This window comes from Myceligenerans halotolerans (assembly GCF_054782975.1).
Genome location: NZ_BAAGRL010000026.1, coordinates 80,319 through 103,530, shown reverse-complemented (window position 1 = coordinate 103,530; position 23,212 = coordinate 80,319). Strand labels below are relative to the sequence as shown.

19 protein-coding genes are annotated in these 23,212 nt (G+C 66.6%); 7 read left to right on the top strand and 12 right to left on the bottom strand.

What is annotated here, in order from left to right:
• Window positions 1-548: 548 nt before the first annotated feature.
• Together glmS and ACYVK5_RS17890 are read right to left on the bottom strand one after the other, a co-directional pair.
• The gene (gene glmS / locus ACYVK5_RS17895; RefSeq protein WP_460707313.1) at window positions 549-2,372 is read right to left on the bottom strand and encodes a glutamine--fructose-6-phosphate transaminase (isomerizing); all 1,824 of its coding nucleotides are present in this window, start codon (window positions 2,370-2,372) and stop codon (window positions 549-551) included.
• A 75-nt stretch (window positions 2,373-2,447) separates the two neighbouring features.
• Window positions 2,448-2,711, bottom strand: coding sequence for a hypothetical protein (locus tag ACYVK5_RS17890; RefSeq protein WP_460707312.1), 264 nt, complete (start codon window positions 2,709-2,711; stop codon window positions 2,448-2,450).
• 291 nt (window positions 2,712-3,002) lie between these two features.
• Here ACYVK5_RS17890 and ACYVK5_RS17885 point away from each other — a divergent pair, with 291 nt between their 5' ends.
• The 3 genes from ACYVK5_RS17885 (at window position 3,003) to ACYVK5_RS17875 (ending at window position 5,183) form a co-directional block, all read left to right on the top strand.
• Entirely contained in the window at window positions 3,003-4,436 is a 1,434-nt protein-coding gene (locus tag ACYVK5_RS17885; protein ID WP_460707311.1) for an ATP-binding protein, read from the top strand.
• Between the two features lie 82 nt (window positions 4,437-4,518).
• Window positions 4,519-4,779, top strand: coding sequence for a type II toxin-antitoxin system Phd/YefM family antitoxin (locus ACYVK5_RS17880; RefSeq protein WP_460707310.1), 261 nt, complete (start codon window positions 4,519-4,521; stop codon window positions 4,777-4,779).
• Window positions 4,776-5,183, top strand: a complete 408-nt coding sequence (locus ACYVK5_RS17875) for a PIN domain-containing protein (protein ID WP_460707309.1) — start codon at window positions 4,776-4,778, stop codon at window positions 5,181-5,183. Before ACYVK5_RS17880 ends, ACYVK5_RS17875 begins: the two co-directional genes overlap by 4 nt.
• A 254-nt stretch (window positions 5,184-5,437) precedes the next feature.
• On the opposite strand, the gene tyrS is transcribed toward ACYVK5_RS17875, so the two are convergent.
• Window positions 5,438-6,697: a tyrosine--tRNA ligase gene (tyrS, locus tag ACYVK5_RS17870; protein WP_460707308.1), complete on the bottom strand. Its 1,260-nt coding sequence runs from the start codon at window positions 6,695-6,697 to the stop codon at window positions 5,438-5,440.
• A 264-nt stretch (window positions 6,698-6,961) separates the two neighbouring features.
• On the opposite strand from tyrS, the gene ACYVK5_RS17865 reads away from it, so the two are divergent.
• Window positions 6,962-10,015: a YncE family protein gene (locus ACYVK5_RS17865; protein WP_460707307.1), complete on the top strand. Its 3,054-nt coding sequence runs from the start codon at window positions 6,962-6,964 to the stop codon at window positions 10,013-10,015.
• Between the two features lie 290 nt (window positions 10,016-10,305).
• Here ACYVK5_RS17865 and ACYVK5_RS17860 read toward each other — a convergent pair whose 3' ends face one another.
• Complete coding sequence (locus ACYVK5_RS17860; protein WP_460707306.1) at window positions 10,306-10,935, bottom strand: DUF6338 family protein; 630 nt, start codon at window positions 10,933-10,935, stop codon at window positions 10,306-10,308.
• 252 nt (window positions 10,936-11,187) lie between these two features.
• Here ACYVK5_RS17860 and ACYVK5_RS17855 point away from each other — a divergent pair, with 252 nt between their 5' ends.
• Window positions 11,188-13,149: a hypothetical protein gene (locus ACYVK5_RS17855; RefSeq protein WP_460707305.1), complete on the top strand. Its 1,962-nt coding sequence runs from the start codon at window positions 11,188-11,190 to the stop codon at window positions 13,147-13,149.
• Window positions 13,150-13,425: 276 nt separating this feature from the next.
• On the opposite strand, the gene ACYVK5_RS17850 is transcribed toward ACYVK5_RS17855, so the two are convergent.
• From ACYVK5_RS17850 to ACYVK5_RS17840, 3 genes are read right to left on the bottom strand one after another with little or no spacing between them, the layout of a single operon-like run.
• The gene (locus tag ACYVK5_RS17850) at window positions 13,426-13,707 is read right to left on the bottom strand and encodes a hypothetical protein (protein ID WP_460707304.1); all 282 of its coding nucleotides are present in this window, start codon (window positions 13,705-13,707) and stop codon (window positions 13,426-13,428) included.
• A complete protein-coding gene (locus ACYVK5_RS17845; RefSeq protein WP_460707303.1) occupies window positions 13,707-14,687 on the bottom strand; it encodes a caspase family protein in 981 nt (326 codons plus the stop codon). The genes ACYVK5_RS17850 and ACYVK5_RS17845 overlap by 1 nt, the downstream gene beginning before the upstream one ends.
• 11 nt (window positions 14,688-14,698) lie before the next feature.
• Window positions 14,699-15,070 (bottom strand): TIR domain-containing protein, encoded by a 372-nt coding sequence (locus ACYVK5_RS17840; RefSeq protein ID WP_460707302.1) that lies wholly within the window; start codon window positions 15,068-15,070, stop codon window positions 14,699-14,701.
• 652 nt (window positions 15,071-15,722) lie between these two features.
• Here ACYVK5_RS17840 and ACYVK5_RS17835 point away from each other — a divergent pair.
• Window positions 15,723-17,114 (top strand): MFS transporter, encoded by a 1,392-nt coding sequence (locus ACYVK5_RS17835; protein ID WP_460707301.1) that lies wholly within the window; start codon window positions 15,723-15,725, stop codon window positions 17,112-17,114.
• Window positions 17,115-17,121: 7 nt separating this feature from the next.
• Here ACYVK5_RS17835 and ACYVK5_RS17830 read toward each other — a convergent pair whose 3' ends face one another.
• Window positions 17,122-17,904 carry a LysE/ArgO family amino acid transporter gene (locus ACYVK5_RS17830; protein ID WP_460707300.1) on the bottom strand — a complete coding sequence of 261 codons (783 nt, stop codon included), beginning with the start codon at window positions 17,902-17,904 and terminating at the stop codon, window positions 17,122-17,124.
• Between the two features lie 92 nt (window positions 17,905-17,996).
• Here ACYVK5_RS17830 and ACYVK5_RS17825 point away from each other — a divergent pair, with 92 nt between their 5' ends.
• Window positions 17,997-18,932: a LysR family transcriptional regulator ArgP gene (locus tag ACYVK5_RS17825; RefSeq protein WP_460707299.1), complete on the top strand. Its 936-nt coding sequence runs from the start codon at window positions 17,997-17,999 to the stop codon at window positions 18,930-18,932.
• A gap of 121 nt (window positions 18,933-19,053) precedes the next feature.
• Here ACYVK5_RS17825 and ACYVK5_RS17820 read toward each other — a convergent pair whose 3' ends face one another.
• The 4 genes from ACYVK5_RS17820 to ACYVK5_RS17805 all read right to left on the bottom strand — a co-directional run bounded on the left by ACYVK5_RS17820 (window position 19,054) and on the right by ACYVK5_RS17805 (window position 23,053).
• A complete protein-coding gene (locus tag ACYVK5_RS17820) occupies window positions 19,054-19,785 on the bottom strand; it encodes a DNA-3-methyladenine glycosylase (protein ID WP_460707298.1) in 732 nt (243 codons plus the stop codon).
• 11 nt (window positions 19,786-19,796) lie between these two features.
• On the bottom strand, window positions 19,797-21,158 hold the full coding sequence (locus tag ACYVK5_RS17815) for a hypothetical protein (protein ID WP_460707297.1): 1,362 nt from the start codon (window positions 21,156-21,158) through the stop codon (window positions 19,797-19,799).
• A 111-nt stretch (window positions 21,159-21,269) separates the two neighbouring features.
• Window positions 21,270-22,670, bottom strand: coding sequence for a permease prefix domain 1-containing protein (locus ACYVK5_RS17810; RefSeq protein ID WP_460707296.1), 1,401 nt, complete (start codon window positions 22,668-22,670; stop codon window positions 21,270-21,272).
• Complete coding sequence (locus tag ACYVK5_RS17805) at window positions 22,667-23,053, bottom strand: PadR family transcriptional regulator (RefSeq protein WP_460707295.1); 387 nt, start codon at window positions 23,051-23,053, stop codon at window positions 22,667-22,669. Before ACYVK5_RS17805 ends, ACYVK5_RS17810 begins: the two co-directional genes overlap by 4 nt.
• Window positions 23,054-23,212 lie beyond the last annotated feature (159 nt).

Sequence of the window (23,212 nt, the reverse complement as noted above, 5' to 3'; positions counted from 1 at the left end):
TGTTGAGTTCTCAAACAACCGACGCACACATCCGAACCAAACCACTCGGCTTGACCCGCTCAGGGCGACTCGAATAACTTACCAGATTCCCGGCGTCCTTTCCAAATCATTCCGATCCATCTGGATCCGGAAGAATCTGTTCAAGTCGCCGTGCATTCCGGCACCCAATTCCAGAGAGCGCAGGACACTAGGTCCTGAGATTTCTGGAGTGGGATGGTGTTGTCCTCGGACTCAGCCGGCTACGCGATCTCCGCGCCGCCGTCCGTTCCTCCCGAGACAACTTCCGTAACCTACCAGTCCGCTGCGTCGTGCGCAAGCTCCCTGTTCAGGCAGCTCTCACGACTCACAGATCGATGGGCCCCCATCAGACTTCCAGGCGCACAAGGCACTCGGTAGATCTTGAGTGAGTTCCCGCCCCGGGACCGGCCAGCCCGCGTGCTCCGCGGTTCCTGTCCGTGCCTCCCTGCCGGGCGAACGACGTGAACATTACACACACGACGCCCCGCGCACAACTTGGCGTGTCATGTTCCGGCTCACACCGCGCTGGGTCACTCGACCGTCACGGACTTGGCGAGGTTCCGCGGACGGTCGACGTCGTGCCCGAGCGTCACGGCGGCGTGATATGCCACGAGCTGGAGGGGAATGGTGAGCAGCAGCGGGTCCAGTTCCTTCTCGTTGCGCGGCACGTCGATGCGCTCGGCCGCGAGGCCCCCCAGGTCCACGCCGTCGTGCGTCACCACGACGAGCGGGCCGCCGCGGGCGGCGATCTCGTGGAGCGCGCCGATGTTGCGGTCGGCGAGCTCGTCGTCGGGCACGATGGCGACCGTCGGCACGTCCGGGGAGATCAGCGCGAGCGGGCCGTGCTTCAGCTCCGACATCTGGTACGCCTCCGCGTGCCGGTAGCTGATCTCCTTGAGCTTCTGCGCCCCTTCCCGCGCCACCGGGTACCCCCGCACCCGGCCGACGAAGAACATGCTCTCCGCCTGCGCCAGCGTCTTCGCGATTCCCGCCAGCCGGTCCTCGCCGGCCAGCACCTCCTCGATCTGTCCCGGTAGCCGCAGCAGTCCTGCGACGAGCCGCTTGCCGTCGGCCACGGACAGGTCCCGCACGCGTCCGAGCTGGAGAGCCAGCAGCGCGAATCCCACGAACATCGTCGTCACGGCCTTCGTGGACGCCACCGCGGTCTCGGGACCGGCGTGCAGGTAGATCCCGCCGTCGCACGCCCGCGCGATCGCAGAGCCCACCACGTTCACCAGGCCCACCACGCGGCCGCCCTTGCGGCGGATCTCCTCCACGGCGAGCAGCGTGTCGACGGTCTCCCCGGACTGGCTCACCGCCACGTACAGCGTGTCGGGGTCGATCACCGCGTCGCGGTACCGGAACTCGCTGGCCGCCTCGGCGTCCGCGGGCACGCGCGCCAGTTCCTCGATCAGCTGCGCGCCCATCTGGCCCGCGTAGTAGGCCGACCCGCAGCCCAGGATCTTGACCCGCTGCACCGCGCGCAGCTCGCGGGCGTCCATCCCGAGCCCGCCGAGGTGCGCGGTCCCGAAGCGCTCGTCGAGCCGCCCGCGCAGGGTCCGCTCCACGCTCGCCGGCTGCTCCAGCATCTCCGTGTACATCCGCGGCTCCGCACCCGTCGCCCCGTGCTCGTACGCGCTGGGGTCGACGTCGACCTGGTGCGCGGCCGTCTCCGTGCGCGTGAGGTCCGCCCGGAACGTCGTGAAGCCGGATGCCGTGATCGTCGCCAGCTCGCCGTCGTCCAGGTGCGCGACCGTCGTCGTGTGCCGGACCAGCGCCGCCAGGTCCGAGGCGACGAACATCTCCCTCTCCCCCACGCCGACCAGCAGCGGGCTGCCGTTGCGGGCCACCACGACACGGTCCGGGAAGTCCGCGTGCACGACGGCGAGGCCGTACGTCCCCTCGATCGCCGACAACGCGTCGATCACCTTGCCCTCGAGCGTCCCGGCCTCGGACCGCCCCACCAGATGCGCGATCACCTCCGTGTCGGTGTCGCTGGTCAGCTCCGCCCCGCTGTCCTCGAGGCGCCGGCGCAGGGCGGCGGCGTTGTCGAGGATCCCGTTGTGCACCACCGCGACCGTTCCGGTCGCGTCGGTGTGCGGGTGGGCGTTCCTGTCCGACGCCGGTCCGTGGGTGGCCCATCGCGTGTGCCCGATCCCGGTACGACCGGCGATGCGCTTCGGCATCGCGGCGACCAGCTCCTTGACCCGGCCCGCCCGCTTGACGACGCGCACGGCGGAGCCGACGACGGCAATCCCCGCCGAGTCGTAGCCACGGTGCTCGAGGCGCGCGAGCCCTTCGGTGAGCAGCGGCGCCGCCTGCTGCCCGCCGACGTATCCGACGATTCCACACATGGTTCTGCTCCTCGGTTCCCTGGGAAGGACCGTCCTTCCTCAGTCTTGGGGACGGACGGACCGGCCGCCTCCGGATCAGCCGTAGATCATCCGGCGCAGCTGGCGCTCGCTCAGCTCCGGCGCCGCCACGACGCGCCGTGACAGCTCGTCGGCGACCCGCGCGAAGATCTCCGGGTTCCTCGCCCCGTACGTCTTCAGCTCGGCGTGCCGGCGTCGCACGACGTCCTCCACCGGCTCCGCGTAGTACGCGACGACGTCGCCGATCAGGCGCCGGGCCTCGCCCGGCGTCAGCCCGGTGGTCGCCACCAGGTGGTCGACGAGTTCGGATGACGGCTCCATGGCGGAGACTCTCGCACCCGACACACGCCGAGTGCCAGTTTCTGCCCGAATTCGGGCAAGAACCGGCGCTCGGTCCGGTGGAACGCACGATGCCACCGTCCGCACGTGGCGGACGGCGGCACCCGGTGCACCACGCCGGTCACTCCGCGGCCGCGACCAGGTCCCCTGCCTTGGCGGTGACCCGCGGCAGCTCGGCCCAAGTCGGCTCGCGCGATCTCACCAACATTGGTACTTTCAGTCTTGGAACTTCCAGATCTGGAAGTTCCAAGAGAGAAAGGCCTAGAGAGCACCATGGCGTTCGTCGGTCGCACCCGAGAGCTCGCAGTGCTGCAGAAGCACCTGGACAAGGTCCTGCGCGGTGCGCGCCTGGACCGTGGCACCGCAGTGACGATTCGCGGCCGGAGGCGCGTCGGCAAGTCCCGCCTTGCCGGCGAGTTCGTGCGACGAGCCGCACTCCCGTACGTCCATTTCCAGGCATCGCGCAACACTCCGCCGCTCGAGGACCTTCAGCATCTCCGCGACGCCGTCGTCGAGTCCTCCCTCCCGGGCTCAGCCAGTGCACACGGCATCCAACCCACGACCCTCTCGGCAGCACTCCAGGTACTCGCACTCGCCCTTCCGGACGACTCACCGTCGATCGTCGTGATCGACGAACTCCCCTGGCTGCTCGAAGGCTTCGCGGGCGGCGCCGGGGAACTGCAGCGCGCATGGGACCTCACACTGTCACGCAAGCCGGTCCTCCTCCTGCTGCTCGGCAGCGACCTGTCGATGATGGAGAGCCTCACGCGACACGATCAGCCATTTCACGGCCGCGCCACCGAGATGGTGCTGCGCACCCTCGACCCACGTGACGTCGCAGAACTCACCGGAACCTCGGGGATGGACGCCTTCGACGCACACCTGATCACCGGCGGTCAGCCCCTCGTCGCGGAAGCATGGGAACACGGGATGACCCTCGATGAGTTCCTGCGTGCCGAGACCGACGACTCGTCCACCGCGCTGGTGGTCAATGGCCTACGCATCCTCGAATCAGAATTCAGCGAGACGTCCCTGGCCAGACGAGTACTCACCGCCATCGGAGGCCGGGGCGAGAGGACGTTTTCAGCAGTGCAGCAGGCAGCCACAAGCCTCGATCCGATTCCCACCACGTCCCTGTCCCGCACACTGCACATGCTCAGAGCCAAGCGGGTCGTCGCCTTCGACGAACCGCTCTCCATGAAGAAGGCACCCAAGGACCGCCGCTACCGCATCGACGACCCTGCCCTGCGGTTCTGGCTCGCCTTCGTCGAACCGCACCTCAACGAGATCGACGCCGGCCGCGGTGACATCGCACACGCACGAGTACTCAGCGGCTACCCGGCCTGGAGAGGACGCGCTGTCGAGCCCATCGTTCGGGAGGCAGTCTGGCGGCTGGCACCAAGCACCCCCTGGCCGGACGTCAAGGTCGTCGGCAACTGGTGGCCACGCACCAACCGCCCGGAGATCGACCTTGTCGGCGCCGACGACCGTCCGGCGCACAGCATCAGCTTCACAGGCACCATCAAGTGGCGAGCGGACAAGCCGCTCACCTCGCGAGATGCCGGGCAACTGCTTGCCGACACCAGGTCCGTCCCGGGCGCAACGGAGAACACTGCCGCCGTGGGAGTGTGCCCAGCCGGCGCAGACGACGACGCCAACTTCGACCTCATCTGGACCGCCGACGACCTGCTGACCGCATGGCGATGACACCACCACGAGCCGAGTGACCCGGACGTTCATGGCTCGAGGCTGCCCCTTCAACTGTGCACAAAGTGCTACGCTTGCGCACATGACTACGATCGCCGCTCGCGAGCTTCGCAACCACACCGCCGAGGTCCTGCGCCGCGTGGCCGACGGCGACCACGTCACCGTGACCCAACACGGCACTCCCGTCGCGGAGATCGGCCCGGTGACCTCGATGCGGCCCCGGTCGCTCCGTCGTGCCGAGCTCCTGAAGATCCTCGGGACGGTCCAGGCCGACCCCGGTCTGCGCGACGACCTGGCGGAGCTCGCCGGCGAGACCACCGACGACCTCGGGCCAATCCTGTGAACACCCCTGCACCTCGAGGCCTGCTCGACACCAGCGTCTTCATCGGCATGGAGTCCGGCCGACGCCTCGACGGCTCCGCGCTACCGGAAGAGTCGTTCGTCTCGGTCATCACCCGCGCCGAACTTCAGGCAGGCGTGCTCGCCGCCAAGGACTCCGAGACGCGCGCCAGACGCCTCGCCACCCTCGACGCGATCGGATCGCTCGAACTACTTCCGGTCGACGCGACCACGGCATCGCACTGGGCACGACTCCGCGTCAAACTGGCGGAGAACAAGCGCCGCATGAATGTCAACGACCTGTGGATCGCCTCGATCGCGCTGTCCAACGACCTCCCCGTCGTGACCCAGGATGCCGACTTCGAACCGCTCGCCGAGCTGGACGCGCTGAGCGTCATCTCCGTGTAGAGCGCGATCCGTGCCGGACGGGTGGCCAGCCGTCCGGCACGGTCGGACGGCCGGTGCCGCTCGGGACCGTGCACAACATCCCCACCGAGCAGCGACGCCGAGACCGCTGGTCGGTCTCACCCACCTGCGCAAACGCCCCTCACTGCCCGGACCCCACCCGACCCCTTGGGGTCAACCGGCCAGACAGAACCCATCGTTCATGCCCAAGAGTGAGACCAGAGACGGCAGTGAGGCGAGTGGGTCCGCGACCAGACCTATTCGGCGGCGGCGACGGCCAGCGTCTTCTTCCCGCGCCGCAGCACCGCGAACCTGCCGTGCAGCAGGTCCTCGGCAGCCAGTACGGCGTCCTCGGCGGTGACCTTGACGTTGTTCACGTAGGCACCGCCCTCCTTGATGGCGCGACGCGCCTCGCCCTTGGAGGCGACGATCCCCGAACCCGCGAGCAGGTCGGTGATCAGGTCTCCGGCCTTCGCGGTGACACGCGGCAGCTCCGCCACGGCGCCCGCGAGTGTCCGCTCGTCCAGCCCGGCCAGTTCCCCACGCCCGAACAGCGCCTGACTGGCCTCGATCACCGCACTGGTCGCAGCCTGACCGTGCACCAGCGTCGTGACATCGCCGGCGATGGCCTTCTGCGCCTCGCGAGCGAACGGCCGTTCGGCGACCTCCGCCTCCAGCGCCGCGATCTCCTCCCGGGAGCGGAAGGTAAAGACCTTGAGGTAGTTCACGACGTCGGCATCGGCCTGGTTGAGCCAGAACTGGTAGAACGCGTACGGGCTGGTCATCTCCGGGTCCAGCCAGACGGACCCGCCCTCGGACTTGCCGAACTTCGTGCCGTCGGCCTTCGTGATGAGCGGGGTGGTCAGGGCGTGCGCGGTGACGCCCTCGGACTTGCGGATGAGCTCCACCCCGGCCAGCAGGTTGCCCCACTGGTCGTTCCCGCCCAGCTGCAACGTGATCCCGTGCCGCTCGAACAGCTCCCGGAAGTCCATGCCCTGCAACACCTGATAGGAGAACTCTGTGTAGCTGATGCCCTCCTCGGAGTTCAGGCGCCGCGCAACGATCTCCTTGGACAACATCGTGCCCATCCGGAAGTACTTGCCCACGTCCCGCAGGAACTCGATCGCACCCATCGACTGCGTCCAGTCCAGGTTGTTCACCATCCTGGCCGGGTTCCCACCCTCGAACTCCAGGAACGGCTCGATCTGCGAGCGGATCTTCTCCACCCAGCCCGCCACCACCTCAGGCGAGTTCAACGTCCGCTCACCCGAGTCACGTGGGTCACCGATCAGACCCGTGGCACCCCCCACGAGCAGGTGCGCCTTGTGCCCGGCATCCTGCAGGCGACGCGCGGTCAGGATCTGCACCAGGTTCCCGATGTGCAAGCTCGGCGCCGTGGGATCGAAGCCCACGTAATACGCAACCGGGCCCCGCGACAACGCAGTCCTCAGCGCGGTCTCATCGGTCACATGGGAGACCAGGCCGCGCCAGTGCAGCTCGTCGAGCACGTCGGTCACTTCTTGCTCCTTGGGATCGCGTCCGCGCGGCCCGGACGGACCACGCGTACATAGTCTGCCCGACGACTCCTGTGCACTGTTCTCCAATCCGCCACCCGTCCGGTGGAGCCCTGGCAGACCCGCACCTGTAGTCGACTCGCTGATGTGTCGTTTGCGGGTGAATGTTGGCCTTGCCACGGCTCAATGGGCTGTCACAACGCTCGTCGCCGTGGGTGAATTGACCAAGCAGCTGTTCCTCGTGGGCTCTTTGACCGCTATATTCCGATGCAGGTCTACTTCGACCCCAAGCCAGAGTGCTGCGTGCCCGGCGTCATGGTTGCGACGGTTGCCAGCAGATCGGCATCCTTTGCCAGCCCTACGTTGGCATCGATCGTGGAGGTGTGGTCAGTGACACTGCAGGGTTCCATGACCGTGTGGAGGTCAGTTGGACTGCTGGGCTTGGGCCTGCTTGTGCTCGGAGTCGCGACCTCTCAGGGCTGGCGGTCACACGATCTTGAGGCTCTTGGACCGCCTTACATTGCTCCTTCAGTCGCGCAATCGATCATTACAACCGAGGATCTTGAGCAGGTGTTCGACACGCCTTTCATTCTGATCGCCGAGGGGCCTCCGGAGAATGGACTCTATCGGTCGACCAGCATCTTGGCGACTGAATTCCGTCAGAGCCTGCACGTCGGCGCTTGGGCACGGTCGTGGACGTCTCCGGACCAGGCAACTCAGGTGGCGGTTCAGGTCACGCAGTATCGATATGCGGCGTCAATGGATCGTGAAACGCCGAGTTGTCGACCTGAGGCAAAGAAACTCGAGACAGGCCCAGGGACCACTGCAGGGGTTCGGCACGTTTCCAATGGGGTGGGTGCAGCCTGTATCGAGATATTCAAAGGGGCAACCCGGCTCGAGCTTGAGCTCGTCTTCGTCGGCGTCACATCTGTCGATCAGATCGTCGACCGCGTCGCCTCGGCAGTCACTGCTGTTGAAGAGGCGATCGAACCATCTGTAGCGCTCACAGCTTCTGAGACGGTTCAATTACCACAGACCCGGGCCGTCCTCCTTCGGTCGTGGATGATAGGTGTGTTCATTTTTGCTCTGCCCGTCACCTTGGCGCCGCTGGTGGGCGACCGGGGCGCTTGGCAGCGGTTCGGATCGCTGTTCGTGCGGCGGAAGGTTCCGGAGTATCAGGTTGACATCGAACCGCAGGTCCGGGGTGCTGCCGTGCGTATCTGGGCGGTTGGTATTGCTCGGCTCGCACTCGTGGTGTGGTGCCTGCGTCTAACCGAAGAATTGCGCTGGAACGGCTATCAAACACTTGCAATTGTCCTCGCCGCGTTGGCGCTGTCTGTGATTCTGGAGCGGCGTTTCGTGGCATCGACGGTGCGGCGACATAAAACGCGTGCCACTCGTGGCGCTGCGGTGACGGTCACGATTCTCGGTGCACTCGGAACCGCTCTCGTTCTCGGTGGTGTTGTCTTTTTCTGGTACCTTCGCGTCACGTTCGATGGGGTATCAATCTTGCCAGGTTTGGCAGAATGGCAAGTTGATCGCTTGGCGACCGCAATCGGCATATTTTCGGGAGTGCTACTCCTCACCGCGCCCTATCCTCTGGCCATCGCGCGCAGCATGGTCGCCCGGATCCGCCTTCGGATGGCTCAGGGCGACGGTCGGCAGGATCAGCCGCATGTGCTGCTTCTGCGGTCATTCGTGGACGACCGGATCCGGATGCGCTCACGGCGGCTAGATCGCGCATCGGTGATCGACCAGCTCGCGATGCGAGCGTGGGAGCGGTTCGAGGAGATTGAGGCTGCGGCCCTTTCGAAGTACGCCCCGGTACTGGCCGTTGCGACTCCGGATGAGGCGTTCCCCCCAGACCTTGGGGCGGCGCGTATCCAGCTCAGTCATGCCGAGTGGAAGGACCGGGTGCAGGAACTCACAGAACGCGCCCCGTTTGTTGTCATGACGCTGGGCCGGACGGCCAGTCTTGTTTGGGAGATCGAGCGGCTTCGTGACCTGGGCCATCTGCACAAGACACTCTTTGTGGTCCCCCCCGTTTCGCTAGGCGAACGTGTCAAGCGGTTGCGTGTCCTATCGGCAACGCTCGGCATCCCGTGGGATCTCTTGAGGCCACGGAAGGGGGCTCCGGCCCTCGTGGTGTGCCTGCCACTCGCGTCGTCGCACCCGATCGTGGTTGTCGGACGCTCATCCGACGATCTGAGCTACGACTTCGCACTGGAGTACTGCATCAATGAGCTCACCAGAGTTGATAAAGAAGAAATGCAAAACGAGCGTAGAGCGGTGCACACTTCCAGCGACCCGGTGCATGTGGAGCACACTGAGATCATCCCCGTCGGGATGGCACCGAAGCGCCGCTCGTGGGCAGCGGCTATCTGGCTTCTCCCGATCTTTTTGAACAGTACTATCACCCTCTCATTGATCCCCTACTTGAGTGGCGACATGCCAGGAGAGGCAGAGCGTCGCTCTATAGTTCCAGTTATCGAAGGTCCGCCCGTCACCAATATCGCTAACCTGAGGGAAAACCACGCAATCGTGCTTTTGGGTGCGACGCAGGTTGCGAGGGCCGACTTCGAGAAGGGGGAAGTCAGCACCATCGGGACACTCCCCGTCCCGGCAATCGATGTGACCGTCGACGGGGGAATTCTCTACTACGCATCTCCCGGCAAGGGCGAGGTCGGTGCGTTTAACCTTGCCGAAGGTCAGCAGATCTGGTCAAGGACGCTCAGCAAGGGCGTCCGAAGCGTTCTTGTCATGGGAGACCGGCTCTACGTCGCGTCGCCGGCTGATGCTCGCGTCATTGCCATGGATAAGAAGCGTGGTGAGACAGTGAAGCGGATAGCTGTCGACGGCGCAGCATGGGATCTCGCGCCGGGCCCGAACGGTCCTGCGGCAGTACTCGCAGACACGAACGAACTTGTCACTATCGACGAGTCTCTGAAGGTGCGAGAGCGAGCATCAGTGCTGAGATCTCCGACGCAGATCGCAGCTTGGCAGGGAGAACTGGTCGTTCTCAGTGCTGTCGAGCATCGGGTAGTCATTGCCGACGGAAGTCCTGTTGTCTATGTTCCGTCGACTACTGCGGAGCTCGCCAGCGCCGGTGGCTTCCTCGTAGTCGAGGGGCATGAGCGGGTGACCATACTCGCAGCCAGAAAGGAGGAGCAGCGCCTGATGGAGGATGGCAGGCGCTTTCTAGCAGCCGATGTCGAGCGGCGCCTGACGGCTGGCTTGTCCACCCCTGGGCTGGTCGTCAACGAGGCAGGTGAGGTGGCTGTCGCAACAGAGTTGGGGACCGTTGACAAGCTCGCACCCTGACCGCGAGGCCTTCCGATCCGTACTGGTGCTGTTCACGCGTTCTGAATGCGGCACGGGTTTCGATCCGACATCAGTCCTTGTTCGCATCCGAGCCGGTGTCGGTGGACGGATTCGACACGCTGGCAGGGCCTTTAGGTGGGCGGCCTGGGTCGTTGCTCGGTGGCGTGTTCGGTCGGATGAGCTTGGGCAACAGCCCTCGCTTTTCATCAGGGTCACGGGGGTTCCGGCCGAACTGATCGTCGCGAGGGTCGATTGTGCGCCGTGTGGGGGCGTCATTCGACCTGCGGCTCTCACTTGTCACTCTTGGACTCCTCTGCGTCAGATTGAGGCGCGGGTTGGATGAGTTCGACGAAGTCGATGTCGGCTCGGAGGAGGTGCATGCCCGCCGAGCCGGGCAGAGGCCCCACGAACTCCCCGCTCCCGCTCATCATGTACGCGTGCTCAAGATAGAGCGACTCCGGCTCGGGGAACGTTGACACGAACGAGCGCCGCCCGAACCAGCCACCCGCCCACGTTCCATCCTTGAGGCGCGCTCGCACGTAGACGTGCGACTCAAGACGGAACATGTGGTCCCACGCCGTCGGAGTGTCCGAGTACCTCCCCGCCCAGCCCCGATTCCGCCACCAGGCAAGAGCGAGTGCGGCAACGGTCGGGAATAGGATGACCGTCGCCGCGAAGACCAGGGCGACCTCGCGCGGGTGGTGACGAACCATGTGATCCCAGCCCTCGAACACAGTGACGAGCCGCGGGCCGGCAACCATGACGTAAGTGCTGTCGAACACGAGGGATGCAACGATCGCACGCAGGATACGTTCGCTCCACGTGACGTGGTGTCTGGCCGGTCCCAGCTGCGTCTCGCTGACAAACTGGAAGACGGCACCTGGTAACACCAGGCTGAGGAGCAGCGCGACCTGGGTCACGGAGTTCGGTGTATCAGCGATCATTCGGGCACCCCCTCCGAGAGGAGGATACATATACGCGATCCGCAACGAACTGCGTGGCCAGCCCGTTGTAGGTAGACCCTGCGTAGATCTTGTGCCCGTTCGGGGGCCTGACCGCTGGGCGAGTCGTAACCCTGGGAGCCTCAGTTCAGCCGCTCAAACAGGGCCAGCCCGATCGTGGTGAACCATGCGTTGCTTCAGCCACCTCGCAGTGAAGGGAGGGCATGGCCGGTGAAGCTACTACTTGCATCAATCCTGCCAAAAGCCACGGCACTGACTCTCGCCGTTCTATTCACGATCATCTTGGCCAGCCCTACCGCGGTCGCTTCTGGTGGAGGTGAGACGCCGGCCCAACCGTTCGAGGCGTGGCGTATTGCTGTTCCCGACCTGGTTCCCGGTGCGACCCTGATACGGGACCTAGCCATCGACGCGGTCGACATTTCTCCCGGAGATAGCTTCGCCGCCGAGATAAACAGATCCAATTACGTGGACGGTCACGGTTGGCTCTATCAGGTGGACCAGTGGCAGGTGAGCGTAATTATACTTGAAGCGACAACACACCAGGCCGCTGTGACATTTGCTGGGGGGCAAGGAACCGAGCACTCAGACGTGGCACCGAATGCTTTTCATGGCGTGCGCAAGTTCGATGCCGGGATAGACTTGAGCTACGCGGGATCAGTAGGAAGACTCGTTGCCTATGTTGGTGTCTTCTCAAGAGACCTGTCGGCTGAGTCGCGAGCGAGCGCTGACGCGCTTGCCCAGGACCTATTTCTCGCTCAGCTCAGACAGCTACCCTTGTTGAAAGACACTACAAATAGTGATGCACAGGCCGTTGGATATCGCTTTGGCATCATCTGGGGCACAGCTTCGGGCGCCATAATTCTGCTCGGCCTCCTTGTGGGCTCCACATTGAGCTTCCTCACAGATACCGGCCTCAAGGAGTGGTGGCGAAACCGGAACGCGTCGACTCTTGCGAGAAGGTATCAGCGCGATCTAACTCTGGCGACTCAATCCGTACTGTTCATTGGAGCCGCAGCTACGATTGGAAGATGGCTAGCACTCGCGACTATTGTTGCAGTGGCGACGGCGTGGCCCGGAATTCGCGTCTGGCAATCTTTCACTGTCATTGCAATAGTCATTCTCGTGTGGTTCGGTGTAGAAACTCGAATCCGAAACCGCAGGGCGGGCTCCGACTTGGCTCGCGGGATCCGGGCGGCAATTCTCACGACTGCAAGCAGAGCGGCCGGGGCAGTGATTGCGGTCTGTGGAATCGCGATGCTATCAGTGGCTATCGTCCGTGTAATCGCGCCGGAGGAATTCGTGCAGGAGGGATTCGGCAATCCGCTCATCGCCCTCGCGCTTGCTCTCCTCGGCCTGGAGGTCCTGAACTGGAGCCGGCAGCCGGGCAGACTGGCTAAGCGTGTGCTCCAACCAGCAGTGCGAAAGCAGATCGACTCGGACGACCGCCCCCCAGTCCTTTTATTGCGCTCCTTCCAAGATGATAATCTAGAAGTACACCCACCCTTCGCGCTCACAGGTGCGGTCGACGCCTTTTCGGGTGAGTCCCACGTGCGCTTTGAGGAAGTGATTGCTTGGTCCGCCTGGGAGCGCGGCCCTCTCCGTACTTTCGGCCAGCCGGGTACGCGGCTCCAACCTTTGGGCGCGGCCCGTGACTATCACGACGACGCGAATTGGCAGGAAGCTATCCGTCAAGTTTCACAGGAAGCGCAGGCGCAGGTTCTGATCGTAGGACGTTCACCCAGTCTGATCTGGGAGATTGGAGAGGTGCGCTCGCGACGTCGCCTGGCAAGTACGATTTTTGTGTTCCCTCCGGTTGATCGGAATGAGGCTAGTAGGAGAGTTTCAGTCGTTTGTCGCGCGCTTGACCTAGATCCGTCGATTCTCGATGCAGGCCCGGGGCGCCACGCCCTAGTGTTGAGTTTTGACGATGCGGGAGAGCCCACAATCTTCATCGCCAAAGGGCGCACGGCTGACGCGTATGTCATCGCAGTGGCAGGAGCACTCGGCGCTCTGCCGCAGTCAAGCAGTGTCAGTAATCCAGCTGAGTGGGCCCGAGTGGATCACGCCGAGCCCATTGATGACATTGCAGCCTTTGATCCCACACAGGTGCGACCAAGGAAGACGCTCGTCTCACGTCTATCGGATCTCGCGACCCGCCTAGTTTCGGTCTGACCTCAATCCCGCATTGCCAATCCAGCGGACGACCACTACCTATTGACGCCGCACCTCCACGGTGTGCCAACTCTCGCGAGAGGCCGAGACGGACGAGGTGTTGCCTGAAGTGTTCGCTGTTCATAGCCACATTCAGCTGGTTGTTAACGCGCAACACCACGTCCGGCGCCGCGTCCCTCATAGGGATAGCGAGCGCTAAAGACTCGGCAGCTCTCCCATCATCCGCTCAAATTTTGTCCAGGATGCCTATGCGGTCCGAGGGTGGTCAAGCAAGTCTCATCGAGTGAGCGCGTCAATGATAATGGGCAGATACCTGTGCACCTGCTCCTGGTCGCTTTCCTTCTCTCGCTCGGACAATTCACCATATGTGGCCCTAATCTGGGCCTCCCAACGCATCACGAGCTCGGCAGGCACGACCAGGGACCCATCCTCCTGGCGCTCACACTGGTCGTGGACGTACTGTTGCCAGTGCGCCCATCGTTCGTGCTCGATCTCCGCGAGCCGCTCGATGGTCTGCTCGTTCTCCAGGACCTCGCGGATCCGGTCATGCCGCTCCATCAGATCAGGCCCTCTTTCACGAGAGTCCAGTAGTGCTGTCCGAGCACTGTCAACTCACACGCCTTCGATTCCATTGCCGCATGCCACATATGAGGCGCGCCGACCGGCCGGACCAGGTTGACTCTTACGAGCGCTTGCAGCACAGCGAAGTCAGCGTTCTTAGCTGCGTCTGGGGCCGGCGTCGACTCGGGTTCGCTGCCCGAGCGCTCGGGCTCGTAGGCGGGGTCGAGCCGGACCTGGGTGGTGGGCTTCTCGAACAGAACGGCGAGCTTCTGGAGGTCGGCCAGCTCGATCGGCGCGTCTGTCTCCCTGAGTGAGACGAACTTCTTCACGTTCGTCTTGAACACCGGCCGTTGCGCCCAGCTCCCGAGCGACTGGTCGATGTGCGCGTACACGCTGCCAGGCGTCACCTCTCCAACGAGGTTGGCGGCCGCGCCGTTCAACGCGTCCACGAGGAGACTCGTGAATACGCCCGATCCGCCGGTTTCGATGGCGTACTGATCCGCAGTCGACGCGGTGAGGATCGTGACGCCTTCCCTGATCTCGGCGACCTGCGTTGTAACCGGGTTGTCGCCCGCGACACCGCTGTGGCAGCTGTCGAGGATGATGACCTTGTTCTTCGCCGGCGAACTGTTGGCGAACGTCATGATTTCGGCAAGCGAGAGCCCGTCGTGCCCTGTGGTGCAATCGCTCGCACACAGGTAGCCGCCTGCCCCGTCGATGTAGCCGTGCCCAGAGAAGTAGAAGAGCGAGATCTCGGCATCGTCCTGGAAGAGCTCCTCGACGGCAGCGCGCAGGTCCGTGCGCGTGACAGGAGCACCGGGACCGGTGCCGGTCATCAGCCTCGGCTGCGCGAAGTTGAGGGTCCCGTCCCCGTTACGCTCGAGCACGCTCTTTACGCTGTGAGCATCGTTCACCGCGCCTCTCAGTGAGCCGATGTGATCGTAGTGGTCTACCCCGACGATGAGTGCCTTACGCATCTCGGCGCGCCTCAGAGCGAGTCAATGAAGCCGGCGATGTTCGTGTCGCTCCAGGCGACGGTGCGGACCCCTGCGAGCCTCGTGCGATCATTGGAGTACACCCAGACTCCGAGGAGCGGCTTGCCCTCGTCCTTAGCGCAGTGGATCTCCCACGCCTGACCCTCTGAGGTGAGCGAGTTCTCACTCACGAGAGCGATCACGCCATCCGAGCGGCGGATGCGCGTGCGGACCTTCTCCTTCCAGCCGGACTCGTACCGCTCCTTCACCGACATGTCGATGAACTTGTACGGGGCGCGCGGGCTGAGTGACTGGCCCTTCAGGAAGTCCCTCTGGCGTTCGTCCTTCATGGCGAACGCCACGAAGACAACCTTTTCCTCGGCCATGTGCGGCCCTCCTCACGTGTTCGAGCCGCGACCGTAGCTGCCGCATGAAGCTCGCGATCAGGCTATCGGACACCACCGACATTCCGATCGATCCGCTGTGATCATGTGTCAGTGTCGCCATCGGCTGGATGTGGCCGCCCGAGAAGTACAGGGATCGACGGCCTTCTGCTACGCCGTGGGCAGGTCTTCACCACCATGCGGATCGTCGCCGTCAGCAGTCACCACTTCGACGCCACCGAGTGTAGCGAGTGAGCATCTGCACTTGTATGCTCGATCGCGCGTCCAGGACCATGCGATCCCGGGCGGTCACGACGCTCCACTGACTTGCGACAGCCCCACGCACATCTTGGAGCACCACACCGTGGTCTGCGCCACCAGGCCTCGCCAGTGCAGCTCGTCGAGAACGTCGGTCACTTCTGCTCCTCGGGTTCGGGTCGTCGTGGTCCGTGCGGACCACAGAGGTGTTCGAGCGGACGACAGGGGCGTCCCTCCGGAATACAGGCCCTAGTCTGCCCGACGTCGGGGCTGGCCTCGCTCTGATCTCGTCCCGCGGCGGTGGGAGCGGTGACGGGCGATGGTCGAAGGACACGAAAGGATGGCGCGCCGATGAGTTTCGGCGTCGGGCGGCGTCGGACAGGACATGAGCGTGAACGTGAGCGAGACCCCGGCGCCGGAGCCTGTCGCCGAGCCGCAGGCCGGGGCGGCGTTGCCCGGCTGGAAGAAGAAGGTCGCCCTGTTCCTGGTCGGGCAGACCATCTCCCTGCTGGGATCCATGATCGTGATGTTCGCGGTCATGTGGCACCTGACGATCGAGACACGATCCGGATCGGTACTCATGCTGAGCATCGTGTTCGGCATGCTGCCGCAGGCGTTCGTGTCGATCTTCGGTGGCGTGTGGGCCGATCGGCATCACCGCAAGTTCCTCATCATGGGCTCGGACACGGTGATCGCCCTGGCGACGCTCGGGCTGGCGCTGCTCATGGTGTCCGGCGTCGACTCGCTGTGGGTGATCTACACGGCGCTGGCCGTGCGGTCGGTCTTCGCGGGCATCCAGACGCCGGCGGTCAGCGCGATGATCCCGCAGATCACACCGCCCGACCAGCTCATGCGGGTGAACGGCATGTTCCAGTCGGTCCAGTCCGGGATGATGCTCGTGGCGCCCGCCGCGGCGGCCGCCGTCTACGCGAACTTCGACATCGTCACGGTGTTCTTCCTCGACGTCGTCACGGCACTGCTCGGCGTGGGGATGCTGGCGCTGGTCGCCGTGCCGCGGCTGGTGCGGCGGGACTCCGGCGACGCGCCCGTCAGCTACTTCGGCGACCTGACCGCCGGCGTGAGGTACATCCGGGCACACTCGCCGATCCGCTGGCTCATGATCCTGTTCGCGCTCACCATGTTCCTGGTCGGGGCTCCGAGCTACCTCACGCCGCTGATGGTGACCCGCACCTTCGGCGACGAGGTGTGGAAGCTGACCGCCAACGAGCTGTTCTGGGGGTCCGGCATGCTGCTGGGCGGCCTGGTGATGGCCGTGGTCGGGCCGCGGATCAAGCGCCGGGTGCGGCTCCTCGTCGGATCGGTGCTCGCCACGGGCGTGCTGGTCTTCTGCCTCGGGATCTCCACGAACATGTGGGTGTTCTTCGTGATCGGCCTGGCGATCGGCATCATGTTCGCCGCACAGAGCACGCCGTCGATGACGATCATCCAGGAGCGCGTGGAGCCCGAGATGCAGGGCCGCGTGTTCGGGTTCGTCGGGATCGTCATGACCGTCGCGATGCCGCTGTCGATGGTGGTGTTCGGGCCGTTGGCCGACCGGTTCTCCGTGGAGTCGCTGCTGGTCGTGGCCGGGCTGCTGCTGTTCGCGGTGGTCGGGGCGATCCTCGCGGTCCCCGCCGCGCGGCGGTCGCTCGCCCGGATCGACGTGGCGCCGGACGGTGCGGGGCACGACGCGGAAGCCGCGGCTGACGGTGGTGACGGTGGTGACGGGCACCCGGTGCCCGGTCCGGCCGCGGACCACCCCGAGAAGGTGCGGCCCGCCGCGGGCTGACCGCTCCTCACCCGCCCAGGATCAGACCGGCCGCGACCGTCACCATGATGACGGCGATCACGCCGTCGAGTACTCGCCAGGCGGCGGGCCGCGCGAGCACACCGGACAGGCGGGCCGCGCCGAACCCGATCCCGGCGAACCATGCCCAGCTCGCGCACACCGCACCGGCGGCGAACCACCAGCGCGACTCCCCGTAGGTGGAGCCGATCCCGCCCATGAGCACGAGCGTGTCGAGGTACACATGGGGGTTCAGCCAGGTCAGGGCGAGCGCCGTACCGGCCACCGCCAGCCGGCGCCCGGCCGGTACGCGCACGGCGAGGCCGGCCGAGCCACCGGCCGGAGCGGTCGCCGTCCGCGTAGCGCCTGTCCGCGTGGCAGAGGTGTGGGGTACGCCGGTTCCGTCGCCGGACGTGGCGGTGCCCTCGGCCACGGCGGGATTCTCGGGCGCACGGGTCCGGGACCGCGCCGCGGCGGCTCCGCCGTCGTCCGGCACGGGCAGCGCCCCCGACCCGCGCACCGCGCGGGTCGCCGCCAGCACGCCGTAGCCGAGCACGACGGCGAAACCCAGCCACCGCATCAGCTCGACCAGCCACGGGACGGCCTGGATCGCGCTGCCCATGCCTCCCACCCCGGCCGTGATCAGCACCGTGTCGGACGCCGCGCACAGCAGCACCACCAGTCCGACGTGGTCGCGCAGCGCACCCTGGCGCAGCACGTACGCGTTCTGCGGGCCGACGGCGACGATGAGCGAGAGGCCGAATCCGAGTCCGGCGAGCAGTGCAGCGGTCATGCCGTCCAGGAAAGCCCGCGCGCACGATGAAGTCCAGCGAATGTTTCTGTACCTGGTGAAGCAGCGCTTCATTCAGGGCTAGGATCGGTGTCATGCGCTGGGATTCCGCACAGCTCGAGGCGCTGGCCGCCGTCGTCGGCGAGGGCTCGTTCGAGGGGGCCGCGCGAGTGCTGCACGTGACGCCGTCGGCGGTGAGCCAGCGCATCCGCGCGCTGGAGAACGTCGCCGGCGGGGTCCTCGTGCGGCGCACCCGGCCCGTCACGCCGACCGTGCCGGGGCGGACGCTCCTGCGCCTGGCCCGGCAGTCGGACCTGCTCGCCGCGGAGGCGGCGGCCGAACTGCATGCGGCCGGGCTCGGGCCGGGCCTGGACGACACCGGCGACGGCCCGGCGGCGCCGCGGCCCGTCAGCGTCCCCATCGCGATCAACGCCGACTCGCTCGCCACCTGGGTGCTGCCCGCGCTGGCCCGTGTGCCGGGGGTGGTGCTCGACATCCACCGCGAGGACCAGGAGCGGACGGTCGACCTGCTGCCGCAGGGCATCGTCATGGCCGCGATCACCGCCCAGCCGGAACCCGTGCAGGGCTGCACGTCGCGGCCGCTCGGTGTGATGCCGTACCGGGCGATGGCCGCGCCGGAGGTACTCGAACGCTGGTTCCCCGCCGGTGTCACGGCCGAGGCGCTGTCCCACGCCCCGATGCTCGTGTTCAACCGGTACGACGACCTGCAGGACCAGTGGCTGCGCGAGTACTCCGCGCGGACCGGCTCCCCGCTGCCGGCTCCCCCGCGCACCTACGTGCCCAGCACGCCCGAGTACCTGGAGGCGATCCGGCTCGGCCTGGGCTGGGGCATGGTGCAGGACCTGCGCACCGGCCCCGTCCTGTCCGCCGACGACGTCGTGCCGCTGGATCCCGCCGCGCCGTCGGTGGACGTGCGCCTGTACCTGCAGCAGTGGCGGCTGCGCTCGACCACGCTGGACGCCGTCGCGGACGCGCTGCTGACCGAGGCCCGGCGGCAGCTCGTGCAGTAGGCCTCGGCGGCGGCGTGAATTCTCGTCGCGCCGGACCGGACCCGGACGCCAGGGCTCGCCCGACGCCGCGCTGCGCGCACGCCGCCGGGGCCGGGGGCGAGCTCGGCTTGCAGGCCGGGCGTCAGGCGGTCGTGGACGCGTCCGCAGCCATGCCGTCCGCCGCGCGACGACGTCGCAGAGCCGCCGCGCGGTAGTCGCTGACCGTGGGCTCCCCGGCGAGCCAGAAGCGCCAGGGGAACAGGTCCGCACGGCCGCCGTCGCCCGACACGCCCACGCGAGGACCGGTCCGGATATCGCCCGGTCCCCGGCCGCTCGCCGTGGCAGGCTCGGCAGGCTCGGTCGCCAGGACCGGCGAGGCCGCCGGTGAGAACGGCGGCCCAGGACGCGGCTCCAGCGTGATGCGGCCCTCCAGGGCCGTGACGTCCGCGCCGTCGTCGGACGCGTCGATCCCCAGGGCGACCGTCAGGCGGGCGGGGCCGCGCGCCAGGTCCCGGTCGGCGCGGACCACGCCGGCGGCGACGCGGCGCTCGCGGGCGAGCTCGACGCCGTCGGTCACCTCGGCCGCGCGCAGCAGGATGCCCGAGGCCTTCCCCTCGGGCCCGCACACGATGTTGGCGCAGTGGTGCAGGCCCAGGTGCCGGTACACGTACAGGTGGCCGCCCGCGCCGAACATCGTGGCGTTGCGGGCGGTGCGGCCGCGGTAGGCGTGCGAGCCGGGGTCGGTCTCGCCGTCGTACGCCTCGACCTCGGTGAGCCGGACCGTGACGGCGCCCGCCACGGAACGAACCGTGAGGCGGGCACCGAGCAGGTCCCGGGCGACGTCGAGAACGGGGCGGTCGAAGAAGGCGCGCATGCCGCCCATTGTCAGCCGTCGATCTCCGGGGGATACGCCGCGTAGACCATCCGCATGTCCGGGTGCTCCGTGACCGTCCAGATCGTCCCGCGCTGGGTGCCGCCGGTTCCGACCTCCCAGTGCGACAGGTCCTCCGGACCGACGCCGGTGTGCTGCTCCTTGTCCACCGTCAGCGTCGTCGCGCCGGTACTGGTCGGGGTGGTCTGGTACAGCGTTCCGCTCTCGTCGTCGCCGCGGCTCCGGCTGAGATACCAGCGGGAGTCGAAGCGAACCGCACCCTGGATGTGAGGATGTGGGAGCTGGTGCGCGGCGTCGGCCTGCCACCGGTACCCCGTGTCGGTGATCTGGTGTTTGCCGTCCGCCGTGATCGACTCCGCGATGGGCCACGCGGCGACCCGTCCGTCGTGCGCGTCGCTGCTCTTGCAGTATTCACCGGCGACGATGTGGTCCAGCCCGCTGCGGTCGAGACCCACGTAGGAGAACCGCATCCGGTCCGGGTTCGCCGGGCAACGCGTGTCGTCCTTGGGCGCCGTGCCGGTCCAGGACGCCACCTGCGGCATCACGTAGCGGTACCCGTGCCCGTAGTAGACGTTGGAGTGCCGGCCGACCCGGTCGGAGTCCTCGACGGACCCGTTGTCCGCGGCCTTGAGATCGTAGATGTGGCGCATGTCGAACACGCGGAAGCCGCGGCCCGTGTCGGCGACGTACAGGAAGTTGCCGTACCAGACGATGCCCCCGGCGTGCAGCGATGTCCCGTCGGCGGTCTGCTCCGTCTTCACGCTCTCGTACGTGGGGTTGCCGAAGCTCGTGTCGCGCCGCGGGTACACCAGCAGGACGTGACGGTACTTCCCGGTGGTCCCGTCGATGAACGTCACGCGGACGCCCTTCTCCGGCGTACCGTTCTTCTCCTTGTCGTACCAGCTCACCAGGATCGGCTGGTTCGTCTCGCCCCAGAACTTGTCGTCCTGGGCATCGGCGATCGTCGTGACCCCCTGCGGGTACCACTTCTCGGTCGCGTTGTCGGGGCCGTTGAAGCAGAAGCTCTGCGCGACCCGCTGGACCTCGTCGGACGCCTTGGAATTGCAGGCGATGCCCGGCTCCAGCCGCCCGGTGCGGTTCGCCTCCGCGATGACGGCACCGACGCCGACGTTCGGCAGTTCCGCATCGAGCCGGTTCACCCGCTCCTGCAGGAGGTCTCCGTTGGAGTTGGGCCGGAGCTCGAAGTTCGCCATGTCGAGCGCGGCCTGTGTGTCCGCCGCCCGAACCGCCTGCACCTCGGCGGCCGGGGCGGCGCCCGCCGTGGCCGCGGCCGTCATGGCCAGGCAGGCGGCGACGGCCCCCGCCGCGACCGTCACACGCAGACGTTTACTCATCGTTCCCCCTACGACTTGTCGGATTTGGTTGACCGTAACATGCGACATCGCTGGTCAGGACGGTCCCCGGGCGTGAATACGGCCACGTGGCGGACGGCGCCGTCGCGACCTCTACGCGAAGCCGAAGACCGGCGGGAAGGCGAGCACGACGATCGCCGCCCAGGCGCCGTAGACCGGGAGATAGCGGGTCTGCCAGCGTTCCGTGGCCGCGAAGGTGCGGGTGCCGCGGACGAGTCCGAGGGTGAGGCGGCCCGCCCAGGCGAGGTGGACGAGCAGGATGAGGTTCAGGCCGAGCGCGGCGACCTTGTTGGCCGTGAAGCCGAACTCCGCGATGCGGATCAGCATCGCCGTGAGGCCGACGGCGTCGACCGCGAGCGCCGTGCCGACGAGCACGAGCTGGAGCCAGTCGAAGATCCCGGGCGGGGCGAGCGGGTCGCGGGCGGAGATCGAGTACAGCAGGAGGAACAGGACGAGCAGCAGCACCGCGTCCATGAGGATGAGGAGCTCGCGGTCGACGGCGCTCAGGGGTTCGCCGGCGAGCATCGCGACGAACATGGCGAGCAGCATCAAGGCCGCGAGCGGGGTGAACACGCGCGCCAGGACCGGGGCGATGTTCTCGATCGTGCTCTTCTTGGCCTCGACGAGCCAGGCGGCCACCAGAAGGGCGCCGGGGAGGGCGAACGGCAGGAGCCAGTCCTCGACGAAGGGTTCGAAGTCGACGCCGACCAGGCCCAGCACGCCGAAGGTGAGGCCGACGAGGACCATCCCGCCGAGCTGGATGAGGGCGAGGTAGACGAGGAGTTCCCCGGTGAAGCGGACGTAGTCCATGCGGCGGGCGTCGGAGCGCCAGGATCCGGCGGCGTAGACGACGCCGACGAGCAGCCACAGCACGATGGGGGCGTGCAGGCCGGCGAGGATGACGGTCATGCCGGGTTCCGGGTAGGGGTCGGCCGGATCGCCGAGGTCGAACGGGTAGAGGTTGACGATCAGGGCGAGTGCGGCGGCTGCGGCGACGAGCACCACTGCTGTGCGGAGTGGCAGCGTGCGCTTCCAGGCGAAGTACCCGGCGAGGAAGGGCAGGACGAGGAACGGTCCGTTGAGCAGCAGGGTCGTCTCGTCGGTGACGGTCGCGAGGAGGATCTTGAGGGCGATGCCGGCGCCGATCGCCAGCGCCAGGAGTACGCCGAGGTCGCGGAACCTGCGGAGGCCGCGCGGGGGGCCGGCGTCGGCTCCTTCGGGCGGGAAGAGCACGAGCTGCTTCCAGAGCCTGTCGGAGTGCTCGCGGGCGAACTCGCGGGAGACGTCGTCGAGGTTGCCCATGCGCTTGACGGCGACGAGGAACGCCTCGTCGTCGTCGAGGCCGCCCGCGTTCAGGTCCGCGACCTGTTCGCGCAGGTGGTCCTCCATTTCCTCGACGTCCGGTGATGCGATGGCGCGGCGGCGACGCACGAAGCCGCGCCACTGGTCGATCTGGGCTTCGAGGCCGGGCCGGCCGCCGGTGTCGTTCCTCATGCCCAGCCCTCCGCGGTCCGGGGGCCGGGGAACCCGGGGGCGGGGAGGCCGTCGGACAGGTCCCGCCAGACCTGCTTGAGCGCGTCGGCCACGACGCTCCACTGCTCCTGGCGCTCGGCGAGGGCCTCGCGCCCGGCCGGGGTGATGGCGTAGTGCTTGCGGCGGCGGCCGTTGTCGGCGGTGCCCCAGGAGGCTGCGATGAGTTCCTGTCGTTCCAGGCGGTGGAGCAGGGGGTAGAGCATGCCGTCGGTCCACTGCATGCGGCCGCCGGACAGTTCGGTGACGCGTTTGAGGATGGCGTACCCGTAGGACTCGCCGTCGGCGAGGATGCCGAGGACGAGCGGGGTGGCCGACGCCGCGACCAGGTCCTTGTCGATGTGCACTCAGGTTCTCCAATGCCTAGGTCTGCTAGGGATTGGAACCCTAGCAGAGCAAGGCATTGTTGATCTAGGTGTGGGCTGACCGCGGGTCCGGTTCTGCCGATCGGGCTACCGCAGTTCGATGCTCGTGATCGTCACCGGCTGCGCGGGTCGCCCGTTGCC

Bases quoted from the DNA above. Each gene is read 5' to 3' on its own strand.
- ACYVK5_RS17830 (WP_460707300.1), bottom strand. From the start codon at position 17,904: ATGACCGCTGCACTGCTCGCCGGACTCGGATTCGGCCTCTCGCTCATC.
- ACYVK5_RS17850 (WP_460707304.1), bottom strand. From the start codon at position 13,707: ATGGAGCGGCATGACCGGATCCGCGAGGTCCTGGAGAACGAGCAGACC.
- ACYVK5_RS17810 (WP_460707296.1), bottom strand. From the start codon at position 22,670: ATGAGGAACGACACCGGCGGCCGGCCCGGCCTCGAAGCCCAGATCGAC.
- ACYVK5_RS17815 (WP_460707297.1), bottom strand. From the start codon at position 21,158: ATGAGTAAACGTCTGCGTGTGACGGTCGCGGCGGGGGCCGTCGCCGCC.
- ACYVK5_RS17825 (WP_460707299.1), top strand. From the start codon at position 17,997: ATGCGCTGGGATTCCGCACAGCTCGAGGCGCTGGCCGCCGTCGTCGGC.
- ACYVK5_RS17820 (WP_460707298.1), bottom strand. From the start codon at position 19,785: ATGCGCGCCTTCTTCGACCGCCCCGTTCTCGACGTCGCCCGGGACCTG.
- ACYVK5_RS17880 (WP_460707310.1), top strand. From the start codon at position 4,519: ATGACTACGATCGCCGCTCGCGAGCTTCGCAACCACACCGCCGAGGTC.
- ACYVK5_RS17890 (WP_460707312.1), bottom strand. From the start codon at position 2,711: ATGGAGCCGTCATCCGAACTCGTCGACCACCTGGTGGCGACCACCGGG.
- ACYVK5_RS17845 (WP_460707303.1), bottom strand. From the start codon at position 14,687: ATGCGTAAGGCACTCATCGTCGGGGTAGACCACTACGATCACATCGGC.
- ACYVK5_RS17885 (WP_460707311.1), top strand. From the start codon at position 3,003: ATGGCGTTCGTCGGTCGCACCCGAGAGCTCGCAGTGCTGCAGAAGCAC.
- ACYVK5_RS17840 (WP_460707302.1), bottom strand. From the start codon at position 15,070: ATGGCCGAGGAAAAGGTTGTCTTCGTGGCGTTCGCCATGAAGGACGAA.
- ACYVK5_RS17865 (WP_460707307.1), top strand. From the start codon at position 6,962: ATGCAGGTCTACTTCGACCCCAAGCCAGAGTGCTGCGTGCCCGGCGTC.
- glmS (WP_460707313.1), bottom strand. From the start codon at position 2,372: ATGTGTGGAATCGTCGGATACGTCGGCGGGCAGCAGGCGGCGCCGCTG.